The sequence below is a fragment of the Elioraea sp. genome, assembly GCF_022842375.1.
Classification (GTDB): Bacteria; Pseudomonadota; Alphaproteobacteria; order Acetobacterales; family Acetobacteraceae; genus Elioraea_A.
Genome location: NZ_JALHPR010000007.1, coordinates 58629 through 84836 on the forward strand (window position 1 = coordinate 58629; position 26208 = coordinate 84836).

General features: G+C 69.6%; 26 protein-coding genes. 10 read left to right on the forward strand and 16 right to left on the reverse strand.

Features of this window, described 5'->3' with window-relative positions:
- Positions 1–79 precede the first annotated feature (79 nt).
- From Q0C38_RS08565 to Q0C38_RS08575, 3 genes are all read left to right on the forward strand, one after another.
- A complete protein-coding gene (locus Q0C38_RS08565) occupies positions 80–976 on the forward strand; it encodes a branched-chain amino acid aminotransferase (protein WP_291296658.1) in 897 nt (298 codons plus the stop codon).
- Positions 977–1101: 125 nt separating this feature from the next.
- Positions 1102–2574 carry a glycosyltransferase family 39 protein gene (locus Q0C38_RS08570; protein WP_291296659.1) on the forward strand — a complete coding sequence of 491 codons (1473 nt, stop codon included), beginning with the start codon at positions 1102–1104 and terminating at the stop codon, positions 2572–2574.
- 51 nt (positions 2575–2625) lie between these two features.
- Complete coding sequence (locus Q0C38_RS08575; protein WP_291296660.1) at positions 2626–4077, forward strand: HAMP domain-containing sensor histidine kinase; 1452 nt, start codon at positions 2626–2628, stop codon at positions 4075–4077.
- 34 nt (positions 4078–4111) lie between these two features.
- On the opposite strand, the gene Q0C38_RS08580 is transcribed toward Q0C38_RS08575, so the two are convergent.
- Entirely contained in the window at positions 4112–4303 is a 192-nt protein-coding gene (locus Q0C38_RS08580; RefSeq protein WP_291296661.1) for a DUF4169 family protein, read from the reverse strand.
- Positions 4304–4321: 18 nt separating this feature from the next.
- Between Q0C38_RS08580 and Q0C38_RS08585 the strand changes: the two genes are divergently transcribed.
- Together Q0C38_RS08585 and Q0C38_RS08590 are read left to right on the forward strand one after the other, a co-directional pair.
- Complete coding sequence (locus tag Q0C38_RS08585; protein ID WP_291296662.1) at positions 4322–5272, forward strand: AEC family transporter; 951 nt, start codon at positions 4322–4324, stop codon at positions 5270–5272.
- Positions 5273–5336: 64 nt separating this feature from the next.
- Entirely contained in the window at positions 5337–6005 is a 669-nt protein-coding gene (locus tag Q0C38_RS08590) for a dienelactone hydrolase family protein (RefSeq protein WP_291296663.1), read from the forward strand.
- Positions 6006–6123: 118 nt separating this feature from the next.
- Here the strand turns inward: Q0C38_RS08590 and Q0C38_RS08595 are convergent, their stop codons facing one another.
- The 4 genes from Q0C38_RS08595 to petA all read right to left on the reverse strand — a co-directional run bounded on the left by Q0C38_RS08595 (position 6124) and on the right by petA (position 9731).
- Entirely contained in the window at positions 6124–7032 is a 909-nt protein-coding gene (locus Q0C38_RS08595; protein WP_291296664.1) for an S-methyl-5'-thioadenosine phosphorylase, read from the reverse strand.
- 76 nt (positions 7033–7108) lie between these two features.
- Complete coding sequence (locus Q0C38_RS08600) at positions 7109–7879, reverse strand: cytochrome c1 (RefSeq protein ID WP_291296665.1); 771 nt, start codon at positions 7877–7879, stop codon at positions 7109–7111.
- The gene (locus Q0C38_RS08605) at positions 7879–9147 is read right to left on the reverse strand and encodes a cytochrome b/b6 (RefSeq protein ID WP_291296666.1); all 1269 of its coding nucleotides are present in this window, start codon (positions 9145–9147) and stop codon (positions 7879–7881) included. Before Q0C38_RS08605 ends, Q0C38_RS08600 begins: the two co-directional genes overlap by 1 nt.
- 11 nt (positions 9148–9158) lie before the next feature.
- On the reverse strand, positions 9159–9731 hold the full coding sequence (gene petA / locus Q0C38_RS08610) for a ubiquinol-cytochrome c reductase iron-sulfur subunit (RefSeq protein WP_291296667.1): 573 nt from the start codon (positions 9729–9731) through the stop codon (positions 9159–9161).
- A 364-nt stretch (positions 9732–10095) separates the two neighbouring features.
- On the opposite strand from petA, the gene hemF reads away from it, so the two are divergent.
- Both hemF and Q0C38_RS08620 read left to right on the forward strand, forming a co-directional pair.
- The gene (gene hemF / locus Q0C38_RS08615; RefSeq protein WP_291296668.1) at positions 10096–10962 is read left to right on the forward strand and encodes an oxygen-dependent coproporphyrinogen oxidase; all 867 of its coding nucleotides are present in this window, start codon (positions 10096–10098) and stop codon (positions 10960–10962) included.
- 151 nt (positions 10963–11113) lie between these two features.
- On the forward strand, positions 11114–11353 hold the full coding sequence (locus Q0C38_RS08620; protein ID WP_291296669.1) for a hypothetical protein: 240 nt from the start codon (positions 11114–11116) through the stop codon (positions 11351–11353).
- Between the two features lie 413 nt (positions 11354–11766).
- On the opposite strand, the gene Q0C38_RS08625 is transcribed toward Q0C38_RS08620, so the two are convergent.
- The 3 genes from Q0C38_RS08625 to Q0C38_RS08635 form a co-directional block, all read right to left on the reverse strand.
- Positions 11767–12888: a hypothetical protein gene (locus Q0C38_RS08625; RefSeq protein WP_291296670.1), complete on the reverse strand. Its 1122-nt coding sequence runs from the start codon at positions 12886–12888 to the stop codon at positions 11767–11769.
- An 88-nt stretch (positions 12889–12976) separates the two neighbouring features.
- Positions 12977–14131, reverse strand: a complete 1155-nt coding sequence (locus Q0C38_RS08630; RefSeq protein ID WP_291296671.1) for a benzoate/H(+) symporter BenE family transporter — start codon at positions 14129–14131, stop codon at positions 12977–12979.
- A 7-nt stretch (positions 14132–14138) separates the two neighbouring features.
- On the reverse strand, positions 14139–14765 hold the full coding sequence (locus tag Q0C38_RS08635; RefSeq protein WP_291296672.1) for a glutathione S-transferase family protein: 627 nt from the start codon (positions 14763–14765) through the stop codon (positions 14139–14141).
- Positions 14766–14937: 172 nt separating this feature from the next.
- Between Q0C38_RS08635 and Q0C38_RS08640 the strand changes: the two genes are divergently transcribed.
- A complete protein-coding gene (locus Q0C38_RS08640; protein WP_291296673.1) occupies positions 14938–15573 on the forward strand; it encodes a hypothetical protein in 636 nt (211 codons plus the stop codon).
- 84 nt (positions 15574–15657) lie between these two features.
- Here the strand turns inward: Q0C38_RS08640 and aceA are convergent, their stop codons facing one another.
- Positions 15658–17034, reverse strand: coding sequence for an isocitrate lyase (gene aceA / locus Q0C38_RS08645; protein WP_291296674.1), 1377 nt, complete (start codon positions 17032–17034; stop codon positions 15658–15660).
- Positions 17035–17229: 195 nt separating this feature from the next.
- Between aceA and Q0C38_RS08650 the strand changes: the two genes are divergently transcribed.
- Complete coding sequence (locus Q0C38_RS08650) at positions 17230–18630, forward strand: helix-turn-helix transcriptional regulator (protein ID WP_291296675.1); 1401 nt, start codon at positions 17230–17232, stop codon at positions 18628–18630.
- Here Q0C38_RS08650 and opgC read toward each other — a convergent pair.
- From opgC to Q0C38_RS08665, 3 genes are all read right to left on the reverse strand, one after another.
- Positions 18605–19726 carry an OpgC domain-containing protein gene (gene opgC / locus Q0C38_RS08655; protein WP_291296762.1) on the reverse strand — a complete coding sequence of 374 codons (1122 nt, stop codon included), beginning with the start codon at positions 19724–19726 and terminating at the stop codon, positions 18605–18607. The genes Q0C38_RS08650 and opgC overlap by 26 nt on opposite strands.
- A 143-nt stretch (positions 19727–19869) precedes the next feature.
- Positions 19870–20220: a DUF1330 domain-containing protein gene (locus Q0C38_RS08660; RefSeq protein WP_291296676.1), complete on the reverse strand. Its 351-nt coding sequence runs from the start codon at positions 20218–20220 to the stop codon at positions 19870–19872.
- Positions 20217–20609 carry a hypothetical protein gene (locus Q0C38_RS08665; RefSeq protein ID WP_291296677.1) on the reverse strand — a complete coding sequence of 131 codons (393 nt, stop codon included), beginning with the start codon at positions 20607–20609 and terminating at the stop codon, positions 20217–20219. The genes Q0C38_RS08660 and Q0C38_RS08665 overlap by 4 nt, the downstream gene beginning before the upstream one ends.
- Before the next feature lie 124 nt (positions 20610–20733).
- On the opposite strand from Q0C38_RS08665, the gene Q0C38_RS08670 reads away from it, so the two are divergent.
- Entirely contained in the window at positions 20734–21519 is a 786-nt protein-coding gene (locus Q0C38_RS08670; RefSeq protein ID WP_291296678.1) for a helix-turn-helix domain-containing protein, read from the forward strand.
- On the opposite strand, the gene Q0C38_RS08675 is transcribed toward Q0C38_RS08670, so the two are convergent.
- The 4 genes from Q0C38_RS08675 to Q0C38_RS08690 form a co-directional block, all read right to left on the reverse strand.
- Positions 21516–22436, reverse strand: a complete 921-nt coding sequence (locus Q0C38_RS08675; RefSeq protein WP_291296679.1) for an AEC family transporter — start codon at positions 22434–22436, stop codon at positions 21516–21518. The two genes, Q0C38_RS08670 and Q0C38_RS08675, sit on opposite strands and share 4 nt — an antisense overlap.
- Before the next feature lie 31 nt (positions 22437–22467).
- Positions 22468–23394, reverse strand: coding sequence for an ABC transporter permease (locus Q0C38_RS08680; protein ID WP_291296763.1), 927 nt, complete (start codon positions 23392–23394; stop codon positions 22468–22470).
- A 5-nt stretch (positions 23395–23399) separates the two neighbouring features.
- Positions 23400–24353 carry an ABC transporter permease gene (locus Q0C38_RS08685; protein ID WP_291296680.1) on the reverse strand — a complete coding sequence of 318 codons (954 nt, stop codon included), beginning with the start codon at positions 24351–24353 and terminating at the stop codon, positions 23400–23402.
- A gap of 78 nt (positions 24354–24431) precedes the next feature.
- Positions 24432–26051, reverse strand: coding sequence for an ABC transporter substrate-binding protein (locus Q0C38_RS08690; RefSeq protein WP_291296681.1), 1620 nt, complete (start codon positions 26049–26051; stop codon positions 24432–24434).
- Positions 26052–26208 lie beyond the last annotated feature (157 nt).

Consider the following 26208-nt stretch of genomic DNA (forward strand, 5'->3'; position numbering starts at 1 on the left):
CACCCACGATCAACGATGCGGCGACCACACCGTTCGGCCAACACTGTTCGGCCAACACTGTTTCGGAAGGATACGCTCCATGGCCCTTGTTCCCTATGACGATCGCGACGGGCTCATCTGGCTCGACGGTGTTCTCCGCCCCTGGCGCGAGGTCAAGGTCCACGTCCTCACGCATGCGCTGCACTACGGCTCCGCCGTCTTCGAGGGCGAGCGTGCCTACAACGGCCACGTCTTCAAGCTGACCGAGCACAGCCAGCGCCTGATCGACAGCGCGCGCATCATGGACATGACGATCCCCTGGTCGCTCGCTGAGATCGACGAGGCGACGAAGGCGACGCTCGCTGCCTCCGGCCTGACGGACGCCTATGTCCGCCCGATCGCCTGGCGCGGCTCCGAGATGATGGGTGTTGCCGGGCAGAAGAACACGATCCACCTCGCTATCGCGGTGTGGGAGTGGGGTGCGTACTTCCCCGACCGGATGAAGGGCATCCGCCTCGACATCGGCGAGTGGCGCCGCCCGCACCCGCAGACTGCGCCGACCTCGGCCAAGGCCGTCGGGCTCTACATGATCGCGACGCTGAACAAGCACGCGGCCGAGGCGAAGGGCTATGCCGATGCGCTGATGCTCGACTGGCGCGGCCAGGTGGCGGAGGCGACGGGGGCGAACATCTTCTTCGTGATCGACGGCGAGGTTCACACGCCGGTGCCCGATTGCTTCCTCGACGGCATCACGCGGCGCACGGTGATGCGGCTTGCGCGGAACCGCCAGATGAAGGTGGTCGAGCGGCCGATCATGCCCGAGGAGATGGCGCGGGCGACCGAGTGCTTCCTCTGCGGCACCGCGGCCGAGGTCACGCCGGTGTCCGAGATCGGGCCGTACAAATTCACCCCGGCCGAGATCACGAAGACGCTGCTCGACGACTACGAGGCAACGGTACGGATGACGCCCGACGAGGTCGCGAAGATCGCCGCCTGAGGCCCCTCACCCTGTCCCTCTCCCGCACGCGGGAGAGGGAACGCCTCCACCACACCTCGCGGGGTGAGGGGTCGGCGCAGGCCTCGCCGCTTGCCGCCGCACGCCCACACCGCTAATCCCCGCGCGTGCCCGCATCACCCGACACGCCGTGGCTTCCGCGCGCCTTCGCGCTCGTCGCAGCGATCACGCTCGCACGCGTGCTCTGGCTGTCGCTCAACACCCCCGACCTCTACGCGGATGAGGCGCAGTACTGGGCCTGGGCGCAGGACCTTCGCCTCGGCTACGTCACCAAGCCGCCGCTCATCGCCTGGCTGATCGCCGGCACCACGGCGCTGTGCGGTCCAGGCGAAGGCTGCATCCGCCTCTCCTCGCCGCTGCTCCACGCGGGCACGGCGCTGCTGCTGGGGGCCACCGCCGCGCGCCTGTTCGGCACCCGCGCCGCGCTCTGGACCGCCGGCGTATACGCCACGCTGCCGGCCGTCTCGGTGTCCTCGGCCATTGTCTCGACCGATGCCGCACTGCTGGCAGCCTGGGCGGCGGCCCTGCTGGCACTCGTGCGGCTGCGCGAGGGTGGGGGCCTTGCCTGGTGGGCCGTGCTCGGCGTCGCGATCGGCACGGGCTTCCTCGCGAAATACGCGATGGTGGGGTTCCTCGGCGGGCTGGCACTCACCCTCATCCTCGACCGCGAGGCACGCACCACGCTGCTGCGCGGGCCGGGGCCGCTCATCGCGGTCGCGCTCATGCTCGCGGTGCTCGGGCCGAACCTCGTCTGGAACCTCTGGAACGGCTTCGCCACCGTCCGCCATGTCGGCGAGAACGCCAATCTCCGCGGCGGCCCCTCGTTCAACACAGGCCAGGGGCTCGAGTTCCTCGGCGCGCAGTTCGGCGTATTCGGGCCCGTTACCTTCGCGATGCTGCTCTGGGTCCTCTCCCGCCGCGCCACGTGGACGAACCCGGCAACACGCATGCTCGCCCTCTTCGCCGCCCCGATGGGCGCCATCATGATCGCGCAGTCATTCGCAAGCCGCGCGAACGCGAACTGGGCTGCACCGGTCTACGTCACCGGCACGCTGCTCGTCGTCGGCTGGGCGATCGCAGAGGGGCGGATGGTGCTGCTGCGCGCCGCCGTCGCCCTGCATGTCGGGGCGGCGCTGATCGTGTTCGCAGGCCCTGCGATCGCCGAGGCAGCCGGGGTCTCGTTGCCGCGCAAGGCCGATCCGTGGATGCGCCAGCGCGGCTGGGCGGCGCTCGGTGCCGCCGTGTCGCGGGTTGCCGCAGAACACCCGGGCCACCGCGTGCTGTTCGAGCAGCGGCGCGACATGGCCACCCTGCTCTACTACATCCGCCCCCACCCGCTCGACGCGCTGATGTGGGAGGCCGACGGCATCGCGCGCAACGAGTTCGAGCTCACAGCGGCGCTGACGCCCAACGTCACGGGCCCGTTCCTGTTCGTCACCCGCCGCGACACAGCTCCTGACGTGTTCGGGCGATTCGCGACCGTCCAACAGGCAGGCCGCATCATCGTGCCGACGCACAGGGACGCCGCCCTTCGCTACACCGTCTGGCGGCTGGACGGGTTCCGCGGCTACCGGGACTGATCTCGCCCGAAGGCCGCAATTCCGCCGCACGCGGTGCTAAGCTCGCCACCGATGCCGTCACGTACAGCACAACCGCGCCAAAGCCGGAGCCTCTCCGGGCTGTTGCTGCGGCTGACCGTCGTGTTCGGCCTCCTGGCGATGGCATCGATCCTGCTCCCCTCGCTCGGCCGCGCCGGTCAGGACTGGCTCGTGGCCCGCGTCAACGGTGCGCATCTCGCGGCACTCGCCCTCGAGGCGGCAGGCGAAGACATCCTCGACCCGCTGCTGCAGGACGAGCTTCTCACCCTGGCCGGCGTCGAGCTCGTCAGCCTGCGCACGCCGGGGCGAAGCCTGCTGCCGCTCGCGCGCTACGACGTCGCCTTCGCCATCGACAGGATGATCGACCTCCGCACGCTGACGCTGCCGCGCGCGATCATGCTCTCGCTCGACCTGCTCGCCGTGCCCGGCTCGACGCATGTGCGCGTCGTCGGCGTCAGCGTGCAGGACCCCGGCACGGTGGTCGATCTCGTGATGCTGCGCGCGCCGCTGGTCGAGGCGCTGCGCGATGCCGCGTATCGCATCGTCGTCACCGGCAGCCTGATCGGCCTCGTCGCCGCGACGCTTCTCTTTCTCGCGCTGCAATGGCTGCTCGTCCGCCCGATGCGGGCGCTGACCGAGACCATCGAGCACTTCGCCAAGGATCCTGAAGGTCCGCAGCGCCGCCCCGCACCGCTGCGCAACGACGAGATCGGACGGGCGATGGCAGCGATCGGTGCGATGCAGGAGGCGATCCGCGAGGACCTCTGGCGCAAGTCGCGGCTGGCCGCCCTCGGCACGGCCGTGGCGAAGGTGAACCATGACCTGCGCGGCGTGCTTGCCACCGCGCTGCTCGTCTCCGACCGGCTTGCCGCAAGCGCAGACCCGAAGGTCAGTGCCGCGGCGGAGACGCTGCTCGGGTCGATCGAGCGTGCGGTCGCCCTCTGCTCGCGCACCATGGAGTTCGCCCGCGAAGGACCGCCGACGCTCGCCGTCACGCGGTTTCCGCTGCGGGGGCTCGTGGAGGAGTGCGCGGCTTCAGCGCGTGCTGCCGCGGGGCCGGAGGGCCGCGCGGTGATCCTCGCCGAGGTCGCGCCGGCACTGACGATCGCGGCTGACCGCGAGCTGTTGTTCCGCGTGTTCCTCAACCTGCTGCGCAATGCGATCGAGGCCGGTGCATCATCGATTACCGTGCGTGCGGCGGCGGAGGAAGGCGGGGTCGTCGTCACGCTGGCCGACAATGGGCCAGGGCTTCCGGCCGCCCTCGCCGATGATCCGTTCCGGCCCTTCCATTCCGGCCGCAAGGGCGGGTCAGGGCTCGGGCTTGCGATCGCGCGCGACCTCGTCCGCGCGCATGGGGGCGACATCGCGGTCGTGGCCACCGGGCCTGCGGGGACGACGTTCCAGCTCGCCCTGCCGCACGAGCCTGGGGGGGTGGCAGAGGAGAGCGACGCGGCCGCGGAGCCAACGCAGTCCCGGTTGTCGTGACCGCGTGCGACGATGGCGCCGTCCGGTCCGCCGGTCAGCGATCCGGGTCGCGGCGGGCCTGGTCGAGGGTGCGGGCGGCTTTTTCACGCCGCGCTGCTTCTGCCTTTTCCTCGGCCCTCGCCGCCTTCGTGCGCCCGTGCAGCGCGCGGTTCATGGCCGCCTGTTCGGCTTCCGCCTGCTTCCCGCGCGCCTTGCGGGCGCGGCGCAGGTTCACGAGATCGCCCATCGCATCCTCTCCGCCCTCGTGGCGCATCGCCGCATCATGAACGAGGTTCTCGCCGCCGTCCTGACCACCGTGGTGCCGGTGTTCGCGCTCGTCGGCCTCGGCTACGGCGCGATGCGGGCGAAGCTGATGGATGCGGCCGCACAGCGTGGCCTGGTGCTGTTCGCCTTCAGCTTCGCCGCCCCTGCCCTGCTGTTCTCCGCCGGGCTCTCGTCGGAGGGGATGGGTGGTGTTTCGGCGATCGCCTTCTTCGCCGGGTGCCTGGCCACCTACGCGCTGGTGTTCGTGCTGGCCCGCACGCGGCTTGCCCTGCGCATCGGCCCCGCTGCACTCGTCGCGCTGAATGCCGGCTTCGGCAACATCGTCGCGATGGGCATCCCGCTGACGCTGGCCGCGTTCGGGCCGGAGACGCTGTCGATCCTGTTCGGGATCATCGGGCTCCACTCGCTTGCCCTCGTCGGGCTGACCACGGTGCTGCTCGAGCTCGACGCGAAGGGAACGGGGGGCCTGCGCGCACTCGGGCGCGTCGTGGGCGCCGTGCTGGCCAACCCGATCGTCGCTGCCCTCCTCGCGGCCATTCTCTGGCGCACGCTCGGCCTGCCGCCGCTGCCGGGGCCCGTGAAGGCGACGCTCGACCTGCTCGGCGCTGCCTCCTCGCCCGTGGCACTCGTCTCCCTCGGCGCGGGGCTTGCCGCGTTCCGCCTCGGCGACGGCTGGCAGGACGTGATGCTCGGCACGGTGGCGAAACTGTTCATCATGCCGGCGCTGGTGTGGGGTGCGGCCCTCGCGATCGGGCTCGACGGGCCGGCACTCGCCGTCACGGTCACGGCCGCCGCATTGCCGACGGGCTCGAACCCCGTGCTGCTCGCCGCGCGCTATGGCGTCGGGATGGATCGTGCGGGCGCGACCGTGGTCGCCTCGACCCTCGTGTCGGTGCTGACCCTCTCGGTGCTCGTCGCGGTATTCCGGTGATGGGCTTGCACGCGCGACGCGCCTGCGTCATGCCGGCGACAGGACCGGGCAATGGAGGACATCGATGGGCGAGATGATCACGCTGACGGCGGCTGACGGGCACGCGCTCGCCGCCTATGCCGCGGGGCCGGCTGATTCGCGCCGCGCGCTTGTCGTGGTGCAGGAGATCTTCGGCGTGAACCACCACATGCGGAACGTGTGCGACCGGTTCGCCGCGGCCGGCTACGCGGTGGTGTCGCCCGCGCTGTTCGACCGCACCGAGCGCGGCGTCTCGCTCGGCTACACCGCCGATGACGTCGCGCGCGGGCGCGAACTCCGGGCCAAGGTGCCGGAGGAGGGGCCGGTTCTCGACATCGAGGCCGCCGCCGCCGCGCTGCCGGCCGGCGCTGCGATCGGCATCGTCGGCTATTGCTGGGGCGGAACGGTCGCCTGGCTTGGAGCGACACGCACGCGCCGCTTCGCCGCGAGTTCCTGCTGGTATGGCGGCGGCATCGCGGGCACGCGGATGGAGGAGCCGCATTGCCCGGTGCAGATGCATTTCGGCGAGAAGGACGCCTCGATCCCGATGAGCGATGTCGAGGCGATCCGTGCGGCACAGCCGGGTGTGGAGGTGTTCGTCTATGCCGGCGCGCAGCACGGTTTCGGGTGTGACGAGCGCGGCAGCTTCAGCAAGCCCGACGCCGATCTGGCGCAGGCCCGCACCCTGGCGTTCTTCGGCAAGCACTTGGCGTAAGCGGCCGGCCGCTCGCCCACCCCTCACCCTGGCCCTCTCCCCCAAGGGGGAGAGGGTTGGGTGAGGGGGCCGCGACGCGCGCGAGAGGCCGGCAATGCGCAACGCCCAGCCGGCCGCCTTACGCCTCGCCCTTCGCCTCGAGGCCGAGCACGCGGCCGGCCACCGCATCGAGGCGCGCGACAAGCGCCGGATCGCGCTTCTCCGGTGCGGTGACGATCGCGTTCTCGAGCGCGGTGTGACAGCCGGCCCAGCACAGCTCCCGCCGCCCGCCCAGCACAGGCACCACCTTCGACACGAGCGACCGCGCCTTCGCGGCGTTGGCGAACAGCACCTTCACCACGACCTCGACCGTCACGTGGTCATGCTCCGGGTGCCAGCAGTCGAAGTCGGTCACCATCGCGACGGTGGCGTAGCAAAGCTCCGCCTCGCGGGCGAGCTTTGCCTCCGGCATGTTCGTCATGCCGATCACGTCGCAGCCCCAGGCGCGGTACATCTCGCTTTCGGCCCGCGTCGAGAATTGCGGGCCCTCCATCGCGAGATACGTGCCGCCGCGCTTGTGCGCGAGGCCGAGGTCGCGGCAGGCCTGCTCCAGCGCATCGCCGAGCCTGCGGCACACAGGGTCAGCCATCGAGACATGCGCGACGCAGCCAGCGCCGAAGAAGCTCTTCTGCCGCGCGAAGGTGCGGTCGATGAACTGGTCGACGATCACGAAGGTGCCGGGTGCCAACTCCGCGCGCAGGCTGCCGACTGCCGAGAGCGAGATGATCTCGGTGCAGCCCGCACGCTTCAGCGCATCGATGTTGGCGCGATAGGGAAGGTCGGTCGGCGAGAGACGGTGGCCGCGATCGTGACGCGGCAGGAACACGACGCTGACACCGGCGAGGCGGCCGAACAGAAGCTCGCCGGATGGCAGCCCCCAGGGCGTGCGCACGGTGCGCCACTCGGCTCCCTCGATGCCCTCGATGTCATAGACGCCGGAGCCGCCGATGATGCCGATGACGGGTTCGGGGACAGGGCTCTCTGGCATGCTCGGGCTCCTCGCAAACGAAAGGGGCCGCCCCTGAGGACGGCCCCGCTCTTGTAGACCGAAAGTCCGGCGCGGATCAGTGCTTCAGATCAGCCCAGATCTTGCGCTTCACGCCATAGGTCATGCCGGCGAGGATGATCAGGAACAGGATCACCCGAACACCCATCGCCCGCCGCTCCTCGAGCTCCGGCTCGGCGGCCCAGGCCATGAACGTCGTGAGGTCGCGCGCCATCTGCGAGGTGGTCGCGGGGGTGCCGTCGGCGAAGGTCACCTGGTCGTCGTTCAGCGGCCGTCCCATCGCGATCCAGTGCCCGGGGAAGTAGTCGTTCCAGTGCATGCCGTCCATCGCCGGTACGCCCTCCGGCGGCTCGTCGCGGTAGCCGGTGAGCAGCGCGTAGAGATAGTCAGCCCCGCCGCCGCGCGCCTTGATGATGAGCGAGAGATCGACCGGGTAGGCGCCGTTGTTCACTGCGCGCGCGGCCTTCTCGTTGGCGAAGGGGCTGCGGAACCGGTCGGACGGGCGGCCGGGGCGCTCGAACATGTCGCCGTCGTCGTTCGGTCCGTCCTTGACCTGGACGTCAGCGGCGATGGCGCGGATCTCGGCGTCCGACAACCCGATATCGGCCAGGTTGCGGTACGATATCTGCTTCATCGCGTGGCAGGCGGCGCAGACCTCCTTGTAGACCTGGAAGCCGCGCTGCGCGGACGCCCGGTCGAAGGTGCCGAACAACCCGCCGAACGACCAGTTCTGCGCCGGCGGCTTCGGCACCTCTCCCGCCGCATGGGCAGCGATTGGCAGGCCCAGCGCGAGGGCCGCCGCGAGGGCAGTGGTACGAAGGATGCGCATCATGCCTTCTCCATCGGCTTGGCGGCAGCACCGGCCATGATCGGACCACCGCCCCGCAGCACCGGCGCCGAGATGCTCTCGGGCAGCGGCCGCGGCTTCTCGATCTTGCCGAGCACGGGGAGGATGACCAGGAAGTACATGAAGTAGTAGGCGGTGCCCACCTGGCTGACCGTCACCCAGATGCCCTCGGCGGGCATCGCACCGGCATAGCCGAGCACGACGCAGATGATCGCGAACATCCAGAAGAATGGCCGCGCGAGCGGGCGGAACTTCATGCTGCGCACCGGGCTGGTGTCGAGCCAGGGGAGCACGAACAGCACCAGGATCGAGCCGAACATCAGCAGCACGCCGCCGAGCTTGTCCGGCACCGCGCGCAGGATCGCGTAGAACGGCAGGAAGTACCACTCGGGCACGATGTGCGCGGGCGTCACCAGCGGGTTCGCCGGGATGTAGTTATCCGCGTGGCCGAGGTAGTTCGGCATGAAGAACACGAGGAAGGCGAACACGATCAGGTAGATGCAGAGGCCGAACGTGTCCTTGATCGTGTAGTAGGGATGGAACGGGATGGTGTCCTGCGGGCCCTTCGGCTCGATGCCGAGCGGGTTGTTGCTGCCCGTGATGTGCAGCGCCACGACATGCAGGAACACAACGCCCACGATCAGGAACGGCAGCAGGTAGTGCAGCGAGAAGAAGCGGTTGAGCGTCGGGTTGTCGACGCTGAAGCCGCCCCAGAGCCACACGACGATGCTCTCGCCGACGATCGGGAAGGCGCTGAACAGGTTGGTGATGACGGTGGCACCCCAGAAGCTCATTTGGCCCCAGGGCAGCACGTAGCCCATGAAGGCGGTGGCCATCATCAGGAGCAGGATGACGACGCCAAGGATCCACAGCAGTTCGCGCGGCGCCTTGTACGATCCGTAGTAGAGGCCGCGGAAGATGTGGATGAACACCACGATGAAGAACATGCTGGCGCCGTTCATGTGGATGTAACGGATCAGCCAGCCGAAGTTCACGTCACGCATGATGCGCTCGACGCTGTCGAACGCATACGACGTGTGGGGCGTGTAGTGCATGGCGAGGAAGATGCCCGTGACGATCATGATCACGAGGTTGACCATCGCCAGCGCGCCGAAGTTCCAGAAGTAGTTGAAGTTCTTCGGCGTCGGGAACTTCGCGTATTCCTGATTGAGCATGCTGGGAATCGGCAGGCGCTCATCGATCCAGCGCACCACCGGGTTCTTCATCTCGCTCTTGTGCAGACCGACCATGATTGGGTGCCTCAGCCGATGCGGATGTTGGTGTCGTTGACGAAGGTGTACTCGGGCACGTCGAGGTTCCGCGGCGCCGGGCCGCGGCGGATGCGCCCCGAGGTGTCGTAGTGGCTGCCGTGGCAGGGGCAGAACCAGCCGCCGAAATCGCCCTTCGCGTCCGTCGGGCGCTGGCCGAGCGGGACGCAGCCGAGATGCGTGCAGACGCCGATCATCACGAGCCACTCGGCCTTCTGCACCCGCGCGCCGTCGGCCTGCGGATCGGGCAGCGTGTTCAGGGCAACGTCGTTCGCGGCCTTGATGTCGTCGGCCGTGCGGTGGCGCACGAACACCGGCTTGCCGCGCCACATCACGGTGATCGACTGGCCCTCGGTGATCGGGGCGAGGTCGACCTCAGTGGAGGCGAGCGCCAGGACGCTGGCCGAGGGGTTCATGCTCTGGATGAACGGCCACACGACCGCGCCGACGCCCACGGCGGCCATCGCTGCCGTGGTCAGTTTCAGGAAGTCGCGGCGCGTCTCGGCCGGGCCCGTCGAACCGTGGGGTGCGGTTCCGGTGGAGGGTGCGGTCGCTGCGTCTGCCATTCGTCTCTCTCCTGCAGCGGCGCAAAGGGGCCGCGCTGAAAACCGATCCGTCGCCGATCAGCGATGGCACGAGGAGCCGCCGGCGGCATCGAGCACACCGCCGGGCGCGGTGAAAACGCCCGCGCCCCCCGAAGTCCAACGCCGGCGGGCCTATAGCGCCTGCGGCTGCATTCGGCAACCGCTGCACACCCGAACCTGCATGCCCGACATGGAAACGGCACGGACCTTCGCAAGGGTAGGCACGGCGAGGTTTCGGATGCGTTGACGCCGCCCTGCGCCCAGGTCCGTTGACGGCTGCACGTTGACGACGCGACATTGACGGCTGCCCGTTGACGGCTGCCGGCGGTTGCGGCCCCATTGCGCCATGCCGATTCCCTCCGAGGCCCAGCGCGAGGCCGCCCGAAACTGGTTCGAAACCCTGCGTGACCGGCTCTGCGCCGCGTTCGAGGCGCTCGAGGACGCGCCCGATACGCCGCTTGCCGGCCGCCTCCCGCCAGGCCGCTTCACCCGCAAGGCATGGGACCGCCCGGGCGGCGGCGGCGGGGTGATGAGCGTGATGAAGGGGCGCGTGTTCGAGAAGGTCGGCGTCAACGTCTCGACCGTGTTCGGCGAGTTCTCCCCCGAGTTCCGCGCCCAGATGCCGGGTGCCGCCGAGGACCCGCGCTTCTGGGCCTCAGGCATCAGCCTCGTCGCGCACATGCAGAGCCCGCGCGTGCCGGCGGCGCACATGAACACGCGCATGATCGTCACCACCAAGGGCTGGTTCGGCGGCGGCGGCGACCTGACGCCGATGTTCCTCGACCGTGCCGAGACGGCAGAGGACGGAGCATCGTTCCACGCCGGCTTCAAGGCCGCGTGCGACCGCCATGACGCGGCCTACTACCCGAAGTTCAAGGAATGGTGCGACCGCTACTTCTTCCTGCCCCATCGCGGCGAGCCGCGCGGGGTCGGCGGCATCTTCTACGACAACCACGACACCGGTGACTGGAATGCAGATTTCGCCTTCACCCAGGATGTCGGGGTCGCCTTCCTCGAGGCCTTCACCGCCATCGTCGCCAGGCGCATGCACGAGACCTGGACGGAGGAGGAGCGGCACCACCAGCTTGTCCGCCGCGGCCGGTACGTCGAGTTCAACCTGCTGCATGACCGCGGCACGCTGTTCGGCCTCAAGACCGGCGGCAACACCGAGGCGATCCTGATGAGCCTGCCGCCGGAAGTGCGCTGGCCCTGAGTGCACGTGCCGGGCCGCCGGCCATGCCGGTGAGGCGCATCTGGGTCCCGCGCAAGCGGCGCCGCTGAAGAGGCCCGTTAACCTTTCTCGGTCTTCATGGCGTGGTGACGTTTGGTGACGTCGCCACGACATCCCATGGAGAAAAGAGACAATGCGCAAGTTCTGGATCGCCGCCCTCCCCCTCGCCTTCTTCGTTGCAGGCGAAGCCTCGGCGCAGCGCGCGCTGACGCCGGGCGAGTTCTTCACCGGCCTCACCGAGACGGGCGCGGAGGTCATGGCGACCCAGGCGCGCGAGGCCAACCCAGGTGCGACCGTCGAGATGACCTTCGACATCGGGCTTGGCACGTGGACGCTCGACGTGCGCGAGAGCCACGACTCCGTCACCCAGTGAGCCGCACCCCGCTGCGCTGATGCATGGCCGGCGGGCGCTTTCCCGCCGGCCATTCTTCTCGGCAACAGTGCCCGCGGACCTCGCGCACACCTTCGCCCGGCGCCGAGCGTCGGTGCGTCTGTCCCCGGTCCAGGCCTGCACCGGCCGTGTGCCACGGCGGGCAGCGCCTCGGCATCGGTCTCGTAGAGGTCGAACCAGGGCAGGCCTGCGCCGGCATAGTCCCTCGCCGAGGGCGGGGGCTGGGGCGGCGCCCAGCCGGTGACGGGCCGCCAGGCGACGGCATCGAGGATGGTGATGAACACCCGCTGCGTGGCGGCCGTGCCATGGTCGGTGAGCGGGCGTCGATCGGCGTGGATGACCTGCCTGATCCAATGAGCGATTGCCCACGCTCGCCCCGCGCCCTCTGGGTCCGATCAGAGCCGGTAGCGCAGCACCGCGGCGAGATGCGCGCCATCCGGGATGTCGGCGCGGCGGACGCCGAGAACGGTGCCGCCCGTCGCCAGCACCTGGCCTGCGATCGCATCGACGATGCCGTAGCTGTCGGCACCCGGCCCGGCGGCGTGGGTGATCGCACCGGTGGTCGCGTCATAGGTCCCGGGCAGCGCCTCGTCGATGTCGACGGCGAGCGTATCGACCGCCCCGAATGCAGCGGCGCGACCGGTGGCCGCCACGTCCGTCGTCGCGCGGCCATCGGCGTCGCGCGCGGCGTGCAGTTCCCGGAACGCCGCGAGCTTGGCGGCATAGTGCGCATCGAGGCCGGCGCGCGTCAGGGTGGCGAGCTCGGCGTCCGGCGTCCTGTCGGGGCTTGCCGCGATCACCCCCGGTATGAGGCCCTCGGCCGTCGAGAGGCTGTGGAAGATCGAGGCCAGCGGCTCCGACGCCGCGAGGAACAGCGGCGCCTTGAGCCCGACGAGCACCGGGCGGAGCGCGACGTCGACCGCCCGCGCATACTGCGTCAGGCGAACCTTCTTGCCCTCGGAGCCGTGCACGCGGCCGCTGGGCGAGCGGTCATTGATGCTGGCCTTGCCGACGGACGATGCGGCATCGCGCGGCAGGCCCGGCACCTTCAGCTCGAGCGGCGCTCCCTCGGGAAACACCTCGATCAGCCGCACGCCGTTCTCGGACAGCGCAAGGACGAGCCCGACATGGGGGAACGTCAGCGCCCGCAGCAGCGGCTTCATGTGGAAGCGGTCGGATACATGCGTCTGCGGTGCCAGCCGGTTCGCCAGGCGAAAAGCGCGGAGCCGGTCGGGCGTGGCGAGCACGCAGAGGCTGGTTGCCTGAAGCGTCCAGAACTCCTCGTCATCGGCGAGATCGTGCAGATGCTCCTCGAGAGCTGCGAGACGCCCGCGGGCGAGATCGAGCGTCGCTGCCTGCGCCACTGCCTCCTTCGCGAGGTTCGCGAAGGCGGTGCGCATGGCACCCGCCTCCTGCGACAGCGGCGTCGTCGGCAGTGCGATCGTCACGGCAACATCGGCGCGCGCCTCGGCGAGGGTGCGGAATCCGTCGGCTGACGGCAGGTCGAGATGGAGCACGCGATGTTTCCCCCAATGATTCTGCTTGCATGGCAGTCGTCGGCGGCACCCTACCGACCGACCCCTGTCGCGGCAAATCGCCGTGGCGTTACCGCCCCACCCGCGCGAGCGCCATCAATGCACCGCCGGCGAGAAGCCCCCAGAACGCAGCGCCAATCCCGGCGATGCTGACGCCGGAGGCGGAGACGACGAAGGTCACGATCGCCGCCTCGCGATGCTTGCCCTCGGCGAGGCCGGCAACGAGGGCGGCAGCCAGGGGTGCCAGAAGCGCAAGCCCTGCGACGGCCTGGACGAGCACGGGCGGGGCAAGGGCGGCAAGCCCTGTCACACCGCCTGCGAGGATGCCGAACACGACATAGCTCGCCCCCGCGACCGTCGCTGCCCACCAGCGCCGCGCCGGGTCGGGGTGCGCGCCATTGCCGGCGCAGATCGCTGCCGTGATCGCAGCGAGGTTCACCGCATGCGCCCCGAACGGCGCTGCCACGACCGAGGCGACGCCCGTCGCGGTGAACAGCGGCCCAGGCTCCGGCCGGTAGCCATTCGCCGACAGCACGGCGATGCCGGGAATGTTCTGGGACGCCATCGTCACGAGGAACAGCGGCAGCGCGATGCCGATCATCGCCGCCGCCTCGACGCGCGGCATCACGAGCACCGGCACGGCGATGATCGGCCCGACATCGCCCGCCGGCACCGTGAGCCCGACGCCGATGACCGCAACGACAAGGGCAGCCGGGATCGCCGCGAGCCGGTTGATGCGTGCGGCGATCGCCCAGGCAGCGAGCATCGGCAGGGCGAGCGCCGGCACCTCGGCGGCAGCGCGCACCGGTGCAAGGCAAAGGCCGAACAGCACGCCGCCCAGCATCGCGTTCGCAAGCGGCGCCGGGATGGCGGCCACCGCGCGGCCGAGCGGCCGGAACAGCCCCGCCGCGACGACGAGCGCGCCGGCCGCGAGGAAGGCGCCGACGGCCACGGCAAACCCACCCTCCGGCGCGCCGGAACTGGCGAGCAGCGCAGCCCCCGGAGTCGACCACGCGACCGAGATCGGCATCCTGGTTCCAACGCTCAGCGCGATCCCGCAGAGCCCCATCGCCACCGTGAGCACGGCAAGCCCCGACGCTGCCTGGGCCGGGTCTGCCCCGGCAGCGACGAGGCCCTGCAGCACGACCGCGAAGCTCGAGGCGAAGCCGACGAGCCCTGCCAGAAGCCCCGCCCAGGTCGCCTGGGCGGAGGCTTCCTTCAGCATCGCTGTGTCACGCCGCTTCGCGCATGTTCCGTGCCCGCTTCGCCGCCGGCCGATCGAGGCAGGTGTCGAGCCAGGCCTTCACCTTCGGGAACGCGGAGAAGTCCCACTTGTTGAACCAGGCGGTGTAGGCGACGCAGGCGACGTTGAGGTCGGCGATCGAGAAATTCGGCCCCAGCAGATAGGGGCCGCCCTCCTTCAGCACGGATTCGAGGACGCCATAGGGCTTCTTCATGCCCTCCGCCCCGGCGGCGGCCAGCGCGGCGTCGCGCTGGTCGGGCGGGCGGATGAAACTGTTGTAGGCCCACTGCATCTGGATGCTCTCGAGCTCGTTCGCGGTCCACAACGTCCACATGAACACACGGCCCTCGTCCTCGAGCTTCTCCGGCCAGAGGCCCTCGCCGTATTTCCGCGCGATGTAGAGGTTCATCGCGAGGCTTTCCCACAGCACGAGATCGCCATCCTTCAGCGCCGGGATCTTGGCGTTGGGGTTCATCGCGACGAAGGCGGGCGCCTTGACGCCGGTGGTGAAATCGGTCGCCTCCAGCACGTATTCGACGCGCGTCTCCTCGGCGGCCCAGAGATTGCGGAAGGCGCGCGAGCGCGGGATGCCATAGATCGTCAGCGGCTGGGCCATGGGGTGTCTGTCTCCTCCGGGTTCATCGGCGCGGCGAACGCTACCAGCGCCGGCCCGCGCGGTCATGGGGGCAGCTGCCCATACCTGCCATCACCCGGGTTGCGGCGGTGCAGGCCGTCGGTGCTAGCCTCCCTCCGTGACGAACGCGCAACATGCGTGAGGGGAACGGGTCATGGAAAGCAACACGGCACTCCTTAAAACGGGCGCGCTTGCCGCTGTGCTTGCGGTAACGCTCGCCGGCTGCGCCCAGGGGCCGACGACGGCGCAGGTCGAGCCGGCACGTGAGCCGCCGCCTGGGTTTGGCTGTCCGGCCGCCGGCACGACGGTGCGCGGCGACGATGGGCGGATGATCGTCTACGCGGGCGCCGCGCGCGACGATGCCGAGTTCTGCGTGTTCTCGCTCACGGTCGCGGGGCAGGAGCGCACCGTGCGCGCGCTGTTCAACATCGCGGCGCTGACGCAGTACACGCCGGGCGAGGAGCGAACGCAGCTGCGAAATCTCTTCCCCTTCGCAGCCGGCAAGCGTGCCTCATGGCAGACGCATAATTTCTACGGCGAGGCCTGGCAGGTGACGGTCACGATCGTCGGCCGGGAGCAGATCACCATTCCCGCAGGCACCTTCACCGCCTGGCGGCAGACGCTGAACGACCGCGGCTTCGGCTTCAATTCGTGGGAGATCGAGTACACGCGCTGGGTGCTCGATGACGGCACGGTGATCCGCCAGACCGGCCGGGCGATCCGCGGCGTCACCGGCCAGGGAGCGTTCCCGCAAACCTGGGCCGCCGTGCAGGTGCTCGTGCCGAACTGAACGTCGCGCAAGGGAACGGGGCGGCACCCCCGCAGGTACCGCCCCCTCCTGGCCGGACGCTTCCTCGCTCGAGTCGTTATCGGATCATTCCGCTGCCGCGGCGTGCAGCGGCGTGTGCGCCACGGTCTTGCCGCCGTGGTCGTCGAAGAACTGCTCGTCCTCGGTCGAGCCCTTGAGCGCGGTGGTGGAGCTGGTTCCGCCCGTCACCGCCATGCTCACCGCATCGAAGTAGCTGGTGCCCACCTCGCGCTGGTGGCGCGTGGCGGTGTAGCCCTGCGGCTCCGCGTCGAACTCGGCCTGCTGCAGCTCGGAATAGGCGCCCATGCCGCGCTCCCTGTACCCGCGGGCGAGCTGGAACATGGAGTAGTTGAGGCTGTGGAAGCCCGCGAGCGTGACGAACTGGAACCGATATCCCATCGCACCGATCTCGCGCTGGAACGTCTCGATCTTCTCCGGCGAAAGCTTCTTCCGCCAGTTGAAGGAGGGCGAGCAATTGTAGGCGAGCATCTTGCCGGGGAACTGCCGGTGGATCGCCTCGGCGAACTGCCGCGCCTCGTCGATGTTCGGCTCCGACGTCTCCCACCACAGCAGGTCGGCGTAGGGCGCGTAGGCGAGGCTGCGCGCGATCGCGTACTCGACGCCCATGCCTGGCCTGATGCGGAAGAAGCCCTCCGCCGTGCGCTCGCCTGTCAGGAACGGGCGGTCACGCTCATCGATGTCGGCGGTCAGCAGCTGGGCCGAGTGGCTGTCGGTGCGGCAGAGCAGAACCGTCGGCACGCCCTCGACATCCGCCGCCAGCCTCGCGGCGTTGAGCGTGCGGATATGCGTCGAGATCGGCACCAGCACCTTGCCGCCCATGTGGCCGCACTTCTTCTCCGACGCGAGCTGGTCCTCGAAATGCACACCCGCGGCACCGGCCTCGATCATCGCCTTCATCAGCTCGAACGCGTTGAGCGGCCCGCCGAAGCCGGCCTCGGCGTCGGCCACGATGGGGGCATACCAGTGCGTCTCGTCCCCCTTGCCTTCCATCTTGGCGATCTGGTCGGCGCGGCGGAGTGCGTTGTTGATGCGCTTGACCACCATCGGCACGGAATTGACAGGGTAGAGCGACTGGTCGGGATACATCTCGCCGGCGAGGTTCGCATCGGCCGCCACCTGCCAGCCGGAGAGATAGATCGCCTTCAGCCCTGCCTTGACCTGCTGCATCGCCTGGTTGCCGGTCATCGCGCCGAGGGTGTTCACGAACGGCTCGGTGCGCAGCAGGTGCCAGAGGCGGCGCGCCCCCATCTCGGCCAGCGTGTGGCGCACCCGCACGCTGCCCGACAGGCGCTCGACGTCATCCGGCGTGTAGTCACGGCGGATGCCCTCGAACCGCTCGGCGAGCCATGATGCGGGAGTGCCTGGAATGGAAGTGGCAGTGCCCTCGGGGGCATAGCAGCGCGGGTAGTTCGTGGTGCCCATGGCGATCTCACTCCTTGATACATCCCTCACGTTACGGGAGGGCGTGTGGTCAATGTTTCACGCTGCACCCGCGAGATGCCAGCGAGATCACGCAACAACATGAGCAAAGACGTGGGTGGATTTTCGGAAAAATGCGCGATACGGTTAATCGTGTAAAAATCCTTGCCACCCACAGTGGCGATCGGAACTCACGCCATGGCACGCAAGCCGCAGATCGGCCGCACCATCCGACGCCTCCGCACCGAGCGTGGATTGACGCAGCAGGCGCTCGCCGCCGCGCTGGGCATCTCCGGCAGCTACCTGAACCTGATCGAGCATGACCAGCGTGGTGTCACCGCCTCGCTGCTACTGAAGCTTGCCTCGCTGTTCCAGGTCGATCTCGCTGCCCTCGGCGGCGCGGAGGAACGGCAGACGGAAGCCTCGCTCCGGGAGGCGTTCGTCGACCCGCTGCTCGGCGTCGACAAGGTACCGGAGGCGGAGGTGTCAGCGATGGTCGATGCGGCGCCCCATGCGGCCCGCGCGGTGCTCGCCATCTACCGCGCCTTCCGGGTTGCGCGCGACGATGCCGCCGGCATCACCCTGCCGACCGGAACCAGGCTCGCGCTGCCGACGGAGGAGGCGCGGGATGCGTTCCACGCGCGGCAGAACCATTTCCCGGGTCTCGAGGCGGCGGCGGAGGCGATCGGCGCCGACATCGGCACCACGCTCGCCGCCGAGATGAACCATGCGATCGCGGAACGGCTGCGCCGCACCCATGGGTTGACCGTGATCGTCCAGGCGCAGCCCGAGATCCGCCGCTACGACGCCGCCTCCCGCCTGCTCGCTCTGTCCGACCTGCTGCCCCGTGAGAGCCGCGGCTTCCAGATGGCGTACCAGCTCATGCTGATCGAGGCGCGCGATGCGGTGGAAGCCGAGATCGCAACGATCCGCCCAGGCACCGATGAGGCAGCGGCACTGATCCGCTTCGGCCTGCTGAACTACGCAGCGGCCGCCCTGCTGATGCCCTATGCCCGCTTCCTCGCCGCTTCGCGCGAACTCCGTCATGACATGGACGCGGCCGCCGCACGCTTCGGCGTCGGCTTCGAGCAGGCATGCCACCGCCTCTCCACCCTCTCGCGCGAGGGGGCGCGCGGCATCCCGTTCTTCTTCCTCCGTGCGGATGCCGCCGGCAACGTCACCAAGCGCTATTCGGCGGCGGGGTTTCCCTTCGCGCGCTACGGCGGCTCATGCCCGCGCTGGGTGCCTCACCAGGCCTTCGCGACCCCCGGCCGCGTGCAGGTTCAGGTCGCGCGCCTGCCCGATGGCGCGACCTTCCTCTGCTTCGCCAAGGCACTCGCCCGCCCCGCCGGGCCGTGGCCCGAACCGCCCGAGGTGCATGTGATCGCGATGGGGTGCGATGCCGCCCACGCCGCCGACGTCGCCTACGCCGACGGGCTCGATGTCGGCCGCGCGGTGACGGAGATCGGGCTTTCGTGCCGGCTCTGCGAACGGCCGAACTGCCGCAGCCGCGCCTTCCCGCCGGTCGAGCACCGCCTCGTTCTCGACCCCGCCGTGAAGGGCGCCTCGGCGTTCACCTTCGCACCTGCGGGGCGCTGACCAACAGCACGAGGCCACGCTCCTTCCATATCGCGAAGCCGAGCAGCAGAGCGATGCCGGCGGCGATCGTCGTCGCATCGGTCAGCACGCTCCCGCCCGTGAATCGCAGGAGCGCAGACCCGCCCCAGGAGAGGAAGAGCCCGACGCAGAACACCTCGAGGCTGTGCCGCCCCGCGGCCCGCAGCGGGGCAAAGACCGGTCGCGCGAACACGCCCTCGCGCGCCGTCACGCCACGCACCACGACGGCGAGAGCAAGCGCGTGGACGATGCGCGGCAAGGCGAGGTCCTGCTTGCCGAACACCGCGTCGGTCCGCGCCAGGGGCAGCACCAGCATCTCCGGCAACGCGCCATGCCAGCCGAGCCTGATCCAGAACGCGACCGCGATGACGGCAAGCGACAGCGGCATCAGCCACCACACGCGCGGCAACGCGCTGCCCGTGGACAGTGCCTGCCGGCCGGCGAGTGCGCCGATCACGAACAGCACCTGCCAGGTGAACGGGTTCAGCGCGACCGGCTCGCCGCCGAGGCCGGGAAGGCTGAGCCCTCCCCACATGCCGGCGGCGTACACCGCGGCGGAGAGCACGAGCGCCGCGCTCGCCGACCATTCCCCTACCACCATGAAAAGCGGCAGCGCGAGCATGCACCAGACGAAGATGGGCAGGATGTCCATGAATTTCGGCTGGTAGAGCATTGTCGGTGCCGCCAGCGCGGCGGCGAACGGTGCCTCCGCCATCCAAACCCAGCCCAGATCCGCGATCTCGCCCGGCAGCAGCCCTGCCCTGTCGGACAGGATCACCAGGGCCGCGAAGGCAAAGAACACGATGAGGTGGATGCGCCAGAGCCGGGCGGTGCGTCGCAGCAGGTCCACCACCGCGCCGCGCTGCCCCTCGCGCGCCGCACGGTAGGCGAACAGCGAACCCAGCCCGAAGCCCGACAGCAGGACGAACTGCTCGGAACTGTCGGACAAACCCCAGGCGGCGTGGATCGCCCACACGCCAAACCAGCTCCCGACCGTATGGCTCGCGAAGATCTGCAGCTGCATCAGCCCGCGCAACGCATCCAGTCGCGGATCACGCGCTGGTCGCGCAGGCGGCATCCGGCGCGGCGGGGCGTCGCTCACGCCCACGGCCGGGCGAGCACTGCGACAGTGGTCGCGGGTGAGGGGCGTGGCATCGAGACGGTTCCGGACGGGGTGCTGTCCATGTTTCGCCGCTACCCCGCCCGAGGTTACATCAGGCGTCACGTCACCGCGGCGCGAAGCCCCGCGAGGATGTCGCCGGCGCGATGATCCTCGCCCACGCCTTCGACGAGGGCGACCGCACCCTCCACTCGCGCGGTGCGAAGCGGCAGGATCTCGCGATAGGCGGGCGAGCGGTACCAGGCGCGCGCCGCCGCCATGTCAGGGAAGCGGATCACCACGAGATCCGACGTCCACTCCCCCTCCAGCGCGTCAGCGGCACCACCGTGGACGAGGAAGCGTCCACCGAACGGCGCAAGCGTCGCATCGATCCGGGTCAGATAGGTCTCGATCCCGTGATCGACCGTGGTGGGACGCAGCAGCCCCACCGCGTAGGCCGGCACCGCGCTCATGCCGCACCTGCCGCCCGGACCGACACGAGGGGCCGTGCCTCCAGCACCGCGAGGACCGCGACCGCGATCGCCTGCACGCCGACGAACACGACGCCGAGCGTGGTCATCGGCATCAGCACGAGCGTGGCGACAGAGGCCAGCACCCAGGCGGCATTGCCGATGGCGACGACGCGAAGCATCGTCAGCGACACGCTGCGTTGCGCCGCCGTGACGATCAGCACTGCCGCCGCGGCCAGCAGGACGGCGCCCGCCGGGACGATGAAGCCGCGCGGCAGGCCGGTGAGCCCGCCGACCAGGCCAGGCGCGCCCGTCGCGACCAGCCCGAGGGCAAGGCAGCCGATGGCATCGGTCACCAGCACAGCGGTGAGCCAGGGGGTGGGTCGTGTCATTGTCGTTCTCCTTTCGATCCATGTCCGCTACATGCGGATGGCGGGAGATGACGGGTTCAGACGGCCATCGTCGATGACCTCGGAGGTCATGGAGATTGCATCCGTGCCGGAGTAGCGTCGGCCGATGACGCAGATCATCGCGACCGACCAGGGCTTCGGACCGCTGCTTCGCCAGTGGCGCGAGCGACGGCGGCTGAGCCAGCTTGCCGTTGCACTCGAGGGCGGCATCTCGACGCGACACCTGAGCTATCTCGAGACCGGCCGCGCGCGACCGAGCCGCGCGATGGTGCTCAGGCTCGCCGACCAGCTCGAGGTGCCGCTGCGTGACCAGAACGTTCTGCTGCTTGCCGCGGGCTACGCGCCGGCCTTCCCGGAGCGCGGGCTGGATGATCCCGGCCTCGCCTCGGTCCGCGCCGCCGTCGATTCCGTGCTCGCCGCGCACGCGCCTTTCCCCGCCGTCGCGATCGACAGGCACTGGCACCTGCTTGCGGCCAACGCTGCCGTGCCGCTGCTGCTCGCCGGTGCGGCACCCGCACTCCTGGCACCGCCCGTGAACGTGCTGCGGCTGACGCTGCACCCGGACGGGCTCGCGAGGCGGATCACGAACCTCGGCGCATGGCGGGCACACCTGCTCGCGCGCCTCGGGCGGCAGATTGCCGAGACGGGGGATGCGGCGATCATCACACTCCGTGCCGAGCTCGCCGGCTATCCCGCACCCGACAGCGAGCACGACGCCGATGCCGACGAGCTGGCCATTCCGTTCCGGATCGCCACCGAACGCGGCATGCTGAGCTTCCTCTCCACCTCGATGGTGTTCGGCACGCCGCGCGACGTGACGCTGTCGGAGCTCGCGATCGAGGCCTTCCTGCCGGCCGATGACCTGACCCGCGCAGCGCTGGTCAGGAGCTAAGCGGCGAGCGCGAGGACGAGGGGGATGGCGGCGGCCGACAATACCGTCTGCGCCGTGGTGATGCCGGCCATCAGCGGCGCGTCGCCGCCGAGCTGGCGGGCGAGGATGTAGGCGGAACTCGCCGTCGGCATCGCGGCGAACAGCAGCGCCACCTCGGCCGCCGTGCCGGTGACACCCATCGCACGGCAGGCGAGCCAGGTGACGGCGGGCAGGACCACGAACTTCGCCGCGCTCGAGATCGCGGCCGCCCCCGGCTTCGCCCAGAGCGCTGCCGGCTGGAACGCGGCACCGACACAGAGCAGCCCGATCGACAGGCTCGCCTGGCCGAGCGAGCGCAACGAAGCGACGATGACGCCAGGCAGCGGCAGCCCGATGGCCTGGATGGCGATGCCGATGACGCAGGCGAGGATCAGCGGGTTGGTCGCGAGCGCCTTCGCCGTGCCGGCCAGCGTCGGCCGTGCCGTGCCGAAGCGGGCGAACACCAGCACCGCCATGACGTTCACCGAGGGCACGCTGACGGCCGTTGCCACCGCCATCAGCGTCACACCCTGCGCGCCGTAGAGCCCGGCCGCGACCGCGATCGCGATGTAGTTGTTGAACCGCACGCCGCCCTGGAACACGGAGGTGAAGGCGGGTCCGTCGATCGCCATCGCAGGCCTGAGCGCGACAAGCCCGGCAGCCACGGCAAGCAGTGCCCCAAAGATCGCCACCGCCATGCCGCCAACCGGGACGGTCGAGAAATCGGCCGTCGCGAGGCCAACCGCGAGCAGCGCCGGCAGCAGCACGAGGTAGCAGAGGCGTTCCGCCCCCGCCCAGAACGCATCGCCGAGGCCGGGCGCGCGGCGAAGCGCTGCGCCGAGGGCGATCAGCAGGGCGACGGGAACGATGGCTGTGAGAACGACGGCGGCGCGGTCCATGCCCGAGGCATAGCGCGCCCCGGTGGTTGCGTCAGGCCCTCACGTCCATCGCCTGGCGCAACCCGTCCGACAGCAGGTTGAAGCAGATCGAGGTCGCGAAGATGCAGGCCCCCGGCAGCATCGCGACCGTCGGGTTCACGTAGATTGCGGTGCGCAGCGTGTTCAGCATCAGGCCCCACTCCGGCTCGGGCGGCGTCACGCCGAGGCCGAGGAAGGAGAGGCCGGAGGCGAGGATCATCGACACCGAGACGAGGCTCGTCGCGTACACGAAGATCGGCCCGAGCACGTTGCCGAGGATGTGCACGCGGATGATGGTGAAGGCACCCGCGCCGGATGCACGCGCGGCATCGACGAAGTCGAGGTTGCGCACGCCCGTGGTCACGCTCTCGGCCACGCGGATCACGGGCGGGATGAACACGAGGGTGAGCGAGACGATGGCGTTGATCGTGCCGCCGCCGAGCGCGCCTGAGATGGCGATGGCGAGCAGAACCGAGGGGAAGGCATAGAACACGTCGGTCGTGCGCATGATCAGCATGTTCACGCCGCCGCCCGCATAGCCCGCGAGGACGCCGAGCGTGGTGCCGATCAGGAAGGCGAGGAACACGGGCGTGATGCCCATGAACCAGGAGAGCCGGCCGCCGAACAGAAGCCGCGTCACCATGTCGCGGCCAAGCTCATCCGTGCCGAGCGGATAGTTCGGCGTACCAATGGGACGAAGCCTGCGGATCATGCTGCCCTGGTAGGGGTCATGCGGCGCGATCAGGTGCGCAAACACGATGGCGGCGAGCATGGTGAGGAGGATCAGCCCGCAGGCGATCGTCACGGGGTCACGCTTGACACGCTTCCACACGCCGGCCCAGTAGCCCTGGCTCCTGATCGCTGCCTCGCGCGCCTGGACGGCGAGTTCCTCCGCCGCTGCGTTCGCGCCTGGCCTCGCTGTCACCGCGCCATCGGCCATGCGGCTCACGCCCGCTTGATGCGCGGATCGAGTGCGGTCTGCACCAGATCGACGATGAGGTTCAGCGCCACGAAGAACATCGCAAGCACGAGGATGGTCGCCTGCAGCACCGGCAGGTCGCGCTGGAAGATCGCGCTGTTCAGCAGGAACCCCGTGCCGGGCCAGGAGAACACCGTCTCGACCAGGATCGACCCGCCCATCAGGTAGCCGAGCTGCAGCCCCATCACCGCGATCGCGTTCGGCGCGGCGTTCTTCACCACGTGCCAGAAGATGCCGCGGCTGGAGAGGCCCTTGCCGCGCAGCGTCTGGATGAAATCCTGGTTCAGGATCTCGGCGACGATGCCGCGCACGGTGCGCGTCACGATGCCCATCGGGATCACGGAAAGAGTCACGGCGGGCAGGATCAGGTGCCGGATATGCTCCCAGTTCCACGCCCAGTCGCTCGACCCGCCAGGCCCTGCACCCATGGCGGGAAGCCAGTTCAGGTTCACGCTGAACAGGATCACCATCACCATGCCGAGCCAGTAATGCGGCACCGACACGCCGGCGACGGCGAGCCCCACCGCGGCCTTGTCGATGACCGTTCCCTGGAAGGTTCCGGCGAGCCCGCCGAGCAGGCAGCCGAAAGCGAAGCCGATCATCGCGGCCGTCAGCGCGAGGCGGAGCGTGTTGACGACAGCGACCGAGAGATCGGCCCAGACGCGGCGGCCGGTGGCGAGGGAGTTGCCGAGATCGCCCTGCACCACCTTGCCGAGCCAGACCCCGAACTGGATCGGCAAGGGCCTGTCCAGCCCATAGTCACGGCGGATCTGGTCGACCAGTTCCTGCGGCGCATCGGCTGGCACGATCGCATTGATCGGATCGCCCGGCGCGATATGCACGAGCATGAAGCAGACCAGCCCGACCGAGAGCGCGATGGGGATCGCGTAGAGGATGCGGCGGACGAGATAGATCAGCATGGCAGCGCAGCCAGCGTGGCGGGGCACCGCATCGTGGTCACGGCGCGGGTGCCCCGATCACTCACTGGATGCCCCTTTTCACTGGATATACGGCAGGGTCAGGTCAACGAACCAGCTCTGCGGCTGGACGAAGCCGCGCACCCGCGGGCTCATCGCGCGCGGCGACACGTCATGCGCGATCCAGATGAACAGCGCCTCGTCGACGCCAGCCGCATGCAGCTTCGCCAGTGCCGCGTCACGCGCCGCCGGCTCGAACGCGTTGCGCGCCTCGGCCACCATCGCATCGAATTTCGGGTCGTTGAAGAAGCCCCAGTTGTTCGAGGTGGGCGGGGCCATCTTGCTGTCCCAGAACCGCACCATGGCGAAGAACGGGTCCATCGCCGCGAAGCTCACGTTGATCGCGTGCGCCCCACGGGCGGAGGCATCGCGGCAGCCGCGACGCCAGTTGGTGAACAGCGCGTTCCACTCGATCACGTCGAACTCGACGTTGATGCCGATTTCCTTGAGATTCTGCTGCACGAACTCGTTCATCGGCAGCGGCTGCATCTGGCCCGAACCGGAGGCCGAGATCTGCACCTTCACCGTCAACGGCCGCTGCGGGCTGTGGCCAACCTCGGCCAGCAGCGCGCGCGCCGCCACGGGGTCGTGCTTGATCTGGAACGAGGGGTTGCCCCACCACGGGTGGCCAGGCGCCACGGAGCCGACAGCCGGCACCATGAGCCCGCCGAGCAGGGTGCGAAGCCCCTCGCGGTCGATGCCGAGGTTCATCGCCTTCCTGACGCGCACGTCGGCGAGCGGCGAGCCTTCGGCGAAGCATGGCTGCCACGGCCACACATGCGGCTGGGCGTTCTGCTCGATGCGCATGTTGCGCGAGCGGAGCTGTCCCAGGGCATCAGGAGAGGGCGCCTCGATCCAGTCGACCTGGTTGGAGAGCAGTGCCGCGGTGCGGGCATTCGCCTCCGGGATCGGCAGCAGCACGATCCGGTCGGCCTTGGCCTTCGTGCCCCAGTAGGCGTCGTTGCGCGTGTACTCGGCCCGCTCGCGCGGCACCAGCCGCGTCATCCGGAACGGCCCGGTGCCCGACGGGTCGGCCGCGAAGGCGTTCCACGCCGCCTCTGGGGTCGCCGCGGCGGCGCGCTTGGCCTGCCAATGCGCCGGGCTCGCCATGAACAGGTTGGTCAGGTTGATCGGCAGAAGGCTGTCAGGCTCCGACGTGAAGAGGGCGACGGTGAGATCGTCGATCTTCTCGGCCCGCCGCAGCGTCGGCATGCGCGAGGCGGTGACGCCGACCTGGCGCGGATCGAAATGCGGCGCCTCGCGGTCAAGCACCTTGCGGACGTTCCACACCACGGCATCGGCGTTGAAGTCCGACCCGTCATGGAACTTCACGCCGGGGCGGAGGCGGAAGACCCACCTGGTCTTGTCGGCCTGGTCGACGGCCCATTCGGTGGCAAGGCCGGGGCGAAGCGGGGTGGCGCGATCGCCGCGCGTCAGGTCCCACTCGACAAGGGCATTGTAGAGGGGAATGCCGGTGAAGCGATTGCCTTCGAAGCCCTGGTCGGGCTGGCCGTGGGTGAGCGGGATGTCGGCCGCCGTCATGCCGATGCGGATCGTGCCCTGGGCGCTGGCAAGCCCCGGCGCGGCCACGATCAGGGCGGCGAGGCCTGCGCCGAACAGCATCGAGCGGGTGGTCGTCATCATGCTCTCCCTTGTCTCGTTCGGCGCAGCCGTGGCAGCAGCAATGGCCCCCGGGCGCCGCATTCATCGTGATGGTCTGGCAGTGAAATTCCAGCGTTGGCCTCAGGCGACGCAAGCACCGTGCCAGCCCGTCGCGCCAAGCCGCCCGGGGGCCATC

Excerpts from the sequence above, each read along its gene's own strand:
- Q0C38_RS08575 (WP_291296660.1), top strand. The coding sequence starts at position 2,626 with ATGCCGTCACGTACAGCACAACCGCGCCAAAGCCGGAGCCTCTCCGGG.
- Q0C38_RS08640 (WP_291296673.1), top strand. The coding sequence starts at position 14,938 with ATGGAAAGCAACACGGCACTCCTTAAAACGGGCGCGCTTGCCGCTGTG.
- Q0C38_RS08580 (WP_291296661.1), bottom strand. The coding sequence starts at position 4,303 with ATGGGCGATCTCGTGAACCTGCGCCGCGCCCGCAAGGCGCGCGGGAAG.
- Q0C38_RS08685 (WP_291296680.1), bottom strand. The coding sequence starts at position 24,353 with ATGCTGATCTATCTCGTCCGCCGCATCCTCTACGCGATCCCCATCGCG.
- Q0C38_RS08605 (WP_291296666.1), bottom strand. The coding sequence starts at position 9,147 with ATGGTCGGTCTGCACAAGAGCGAGATGAAGAACCCGGTGGTGCGCTGG.
- Q0C38_RS08670 (WP_291296678.1), top strand. The coding sequence starts at position 20,734 with ATGACGCAGATCATCGCGACCGACCAGGGCTTCGGACCGCTGCTTCGC.
- opgC (WP_291296762.1), bottom strand. The coding sequence starts at position 19,726 with ATGCCGCCTGCGCGACCAGCGCGTGATCCGCGACTGGATGCGTTGCGC.
- Q0C38_RS08675 (WP_291296679.1), bottom strand. The coding sequence starts at position 22,436 with ATGGACCGCGCCGCCGTCGTTCTCACAGCCATCGTTCCCGTCGCCCTG.
- petA (WP_291296667.1), bottom strand. The coding sequence starts at position 9,731 with ATGGCAGACGCAGCGACCGCACCCTCCACCGGAACCGCACCCCACGGT.
- Q0C38_RS08565 (WP_291296658.1), top strand. The coding sequence starts at position 80 with ATGGCCCTTGTTCCCTATGACGATCGCGACGGGCTCATCTGGCTCGAC.
- Q0C38_RS08650 (WP_291296675.1), top strand. The coding sequence starts at position 17,230 with ATGGCACGCAAGCCGCAGATCGGCCGCACCATCCGACGCCTCCGCACC.
- Q0C38_RS08690 (WP_291296681.1), bottom strand. The coding sequence starts at position 26,051 with ATGACGACCACCCGCTCGATGCTGTTCGGCGCAGGCCTCGCCGCCCTG.
- Q0C38_RS08660 (WP_291296676.1), bottom strand. The coding sequence starts at position 20,220 with ATGAGCGCGGTGCCGGCCTACGCGGTGGGGCTGCTGCGTCCCACCACG.
- Q0C38_RS08590 (WP_291296663.1), top strand. The coding sequence starts at position 5,337 with ATGGGCGAGATGATCACGCTGACGGCGGCTGACGGGCACGCGCTCGCC.
- Q0C38_RS08630 (WP_291296671.1), bottom strand. The coding sequence starts at position 14,131 with ATGCTGAAGGAAGCCTCCGCCCAGGCGACCTGGGCGGGGCTTCTGGCA.
- aceA (WP_291296674.1), bottom strand. The coding sequence starts at position 17,034 with ATGGGCACCACGAACTACCCGCGCTGCTATGCCCCCGAGGGCACTGCC.
- Q0C38_RS08665 (WP_291296677.1), bottom strand. The coding sequence starts at position 20,609 with ATGACACGACCCACCCCCTGGCTCACCGCTGTGCTGGTGACCGATGCC.
- Q0C38_RS08635 (WP_291296672.1), bottom strand. The coding sequence starts at position 14,765 with ATGGCCCAGCCGCTGACGATCTATGGCATCCCGCGCTCGCGCGCCTTC.
- Q0C38_RS08620 (WP_291296669.1), top strand. The coding sequence starts at position 11,114 with ATGCGCAAGTTCTGGATCGCCGCCCTCCCCCTCGCCTTCTTCGTTGCA.
- Q0C38_RS08600 (WP_291296665.1), bottom strand. The coding sequence starts at position 7,879 with ATGCGCATCCTTCGTACCACTGCCCTCGCGGCGGCCCTCGCGCTGGGC.
- Q0C38_RS08595 (WP_291296664.1), bottom strand. The coding sequence starts at position 7,032 with ATGCCAGAGAGCCCTGTCCCCGAACCCGTCATCGGCATCATCGGCGGC.
- hemF (WP_291296668.1), top strand. The coding sequence starts at position 10,096 with ATGCCGATTCCCTCCGAGGCCCAGCGCGAGGCCGCCCGAAACTGGTTC.
- Q0C38_RS08680 (WP_291296763.1), bottom strand. The coding sequence starts at position 23,394 with ATGGCCGATGGCGCGGTGACAGCGAGGCCAGGCGCGAACGCAGCGGCG.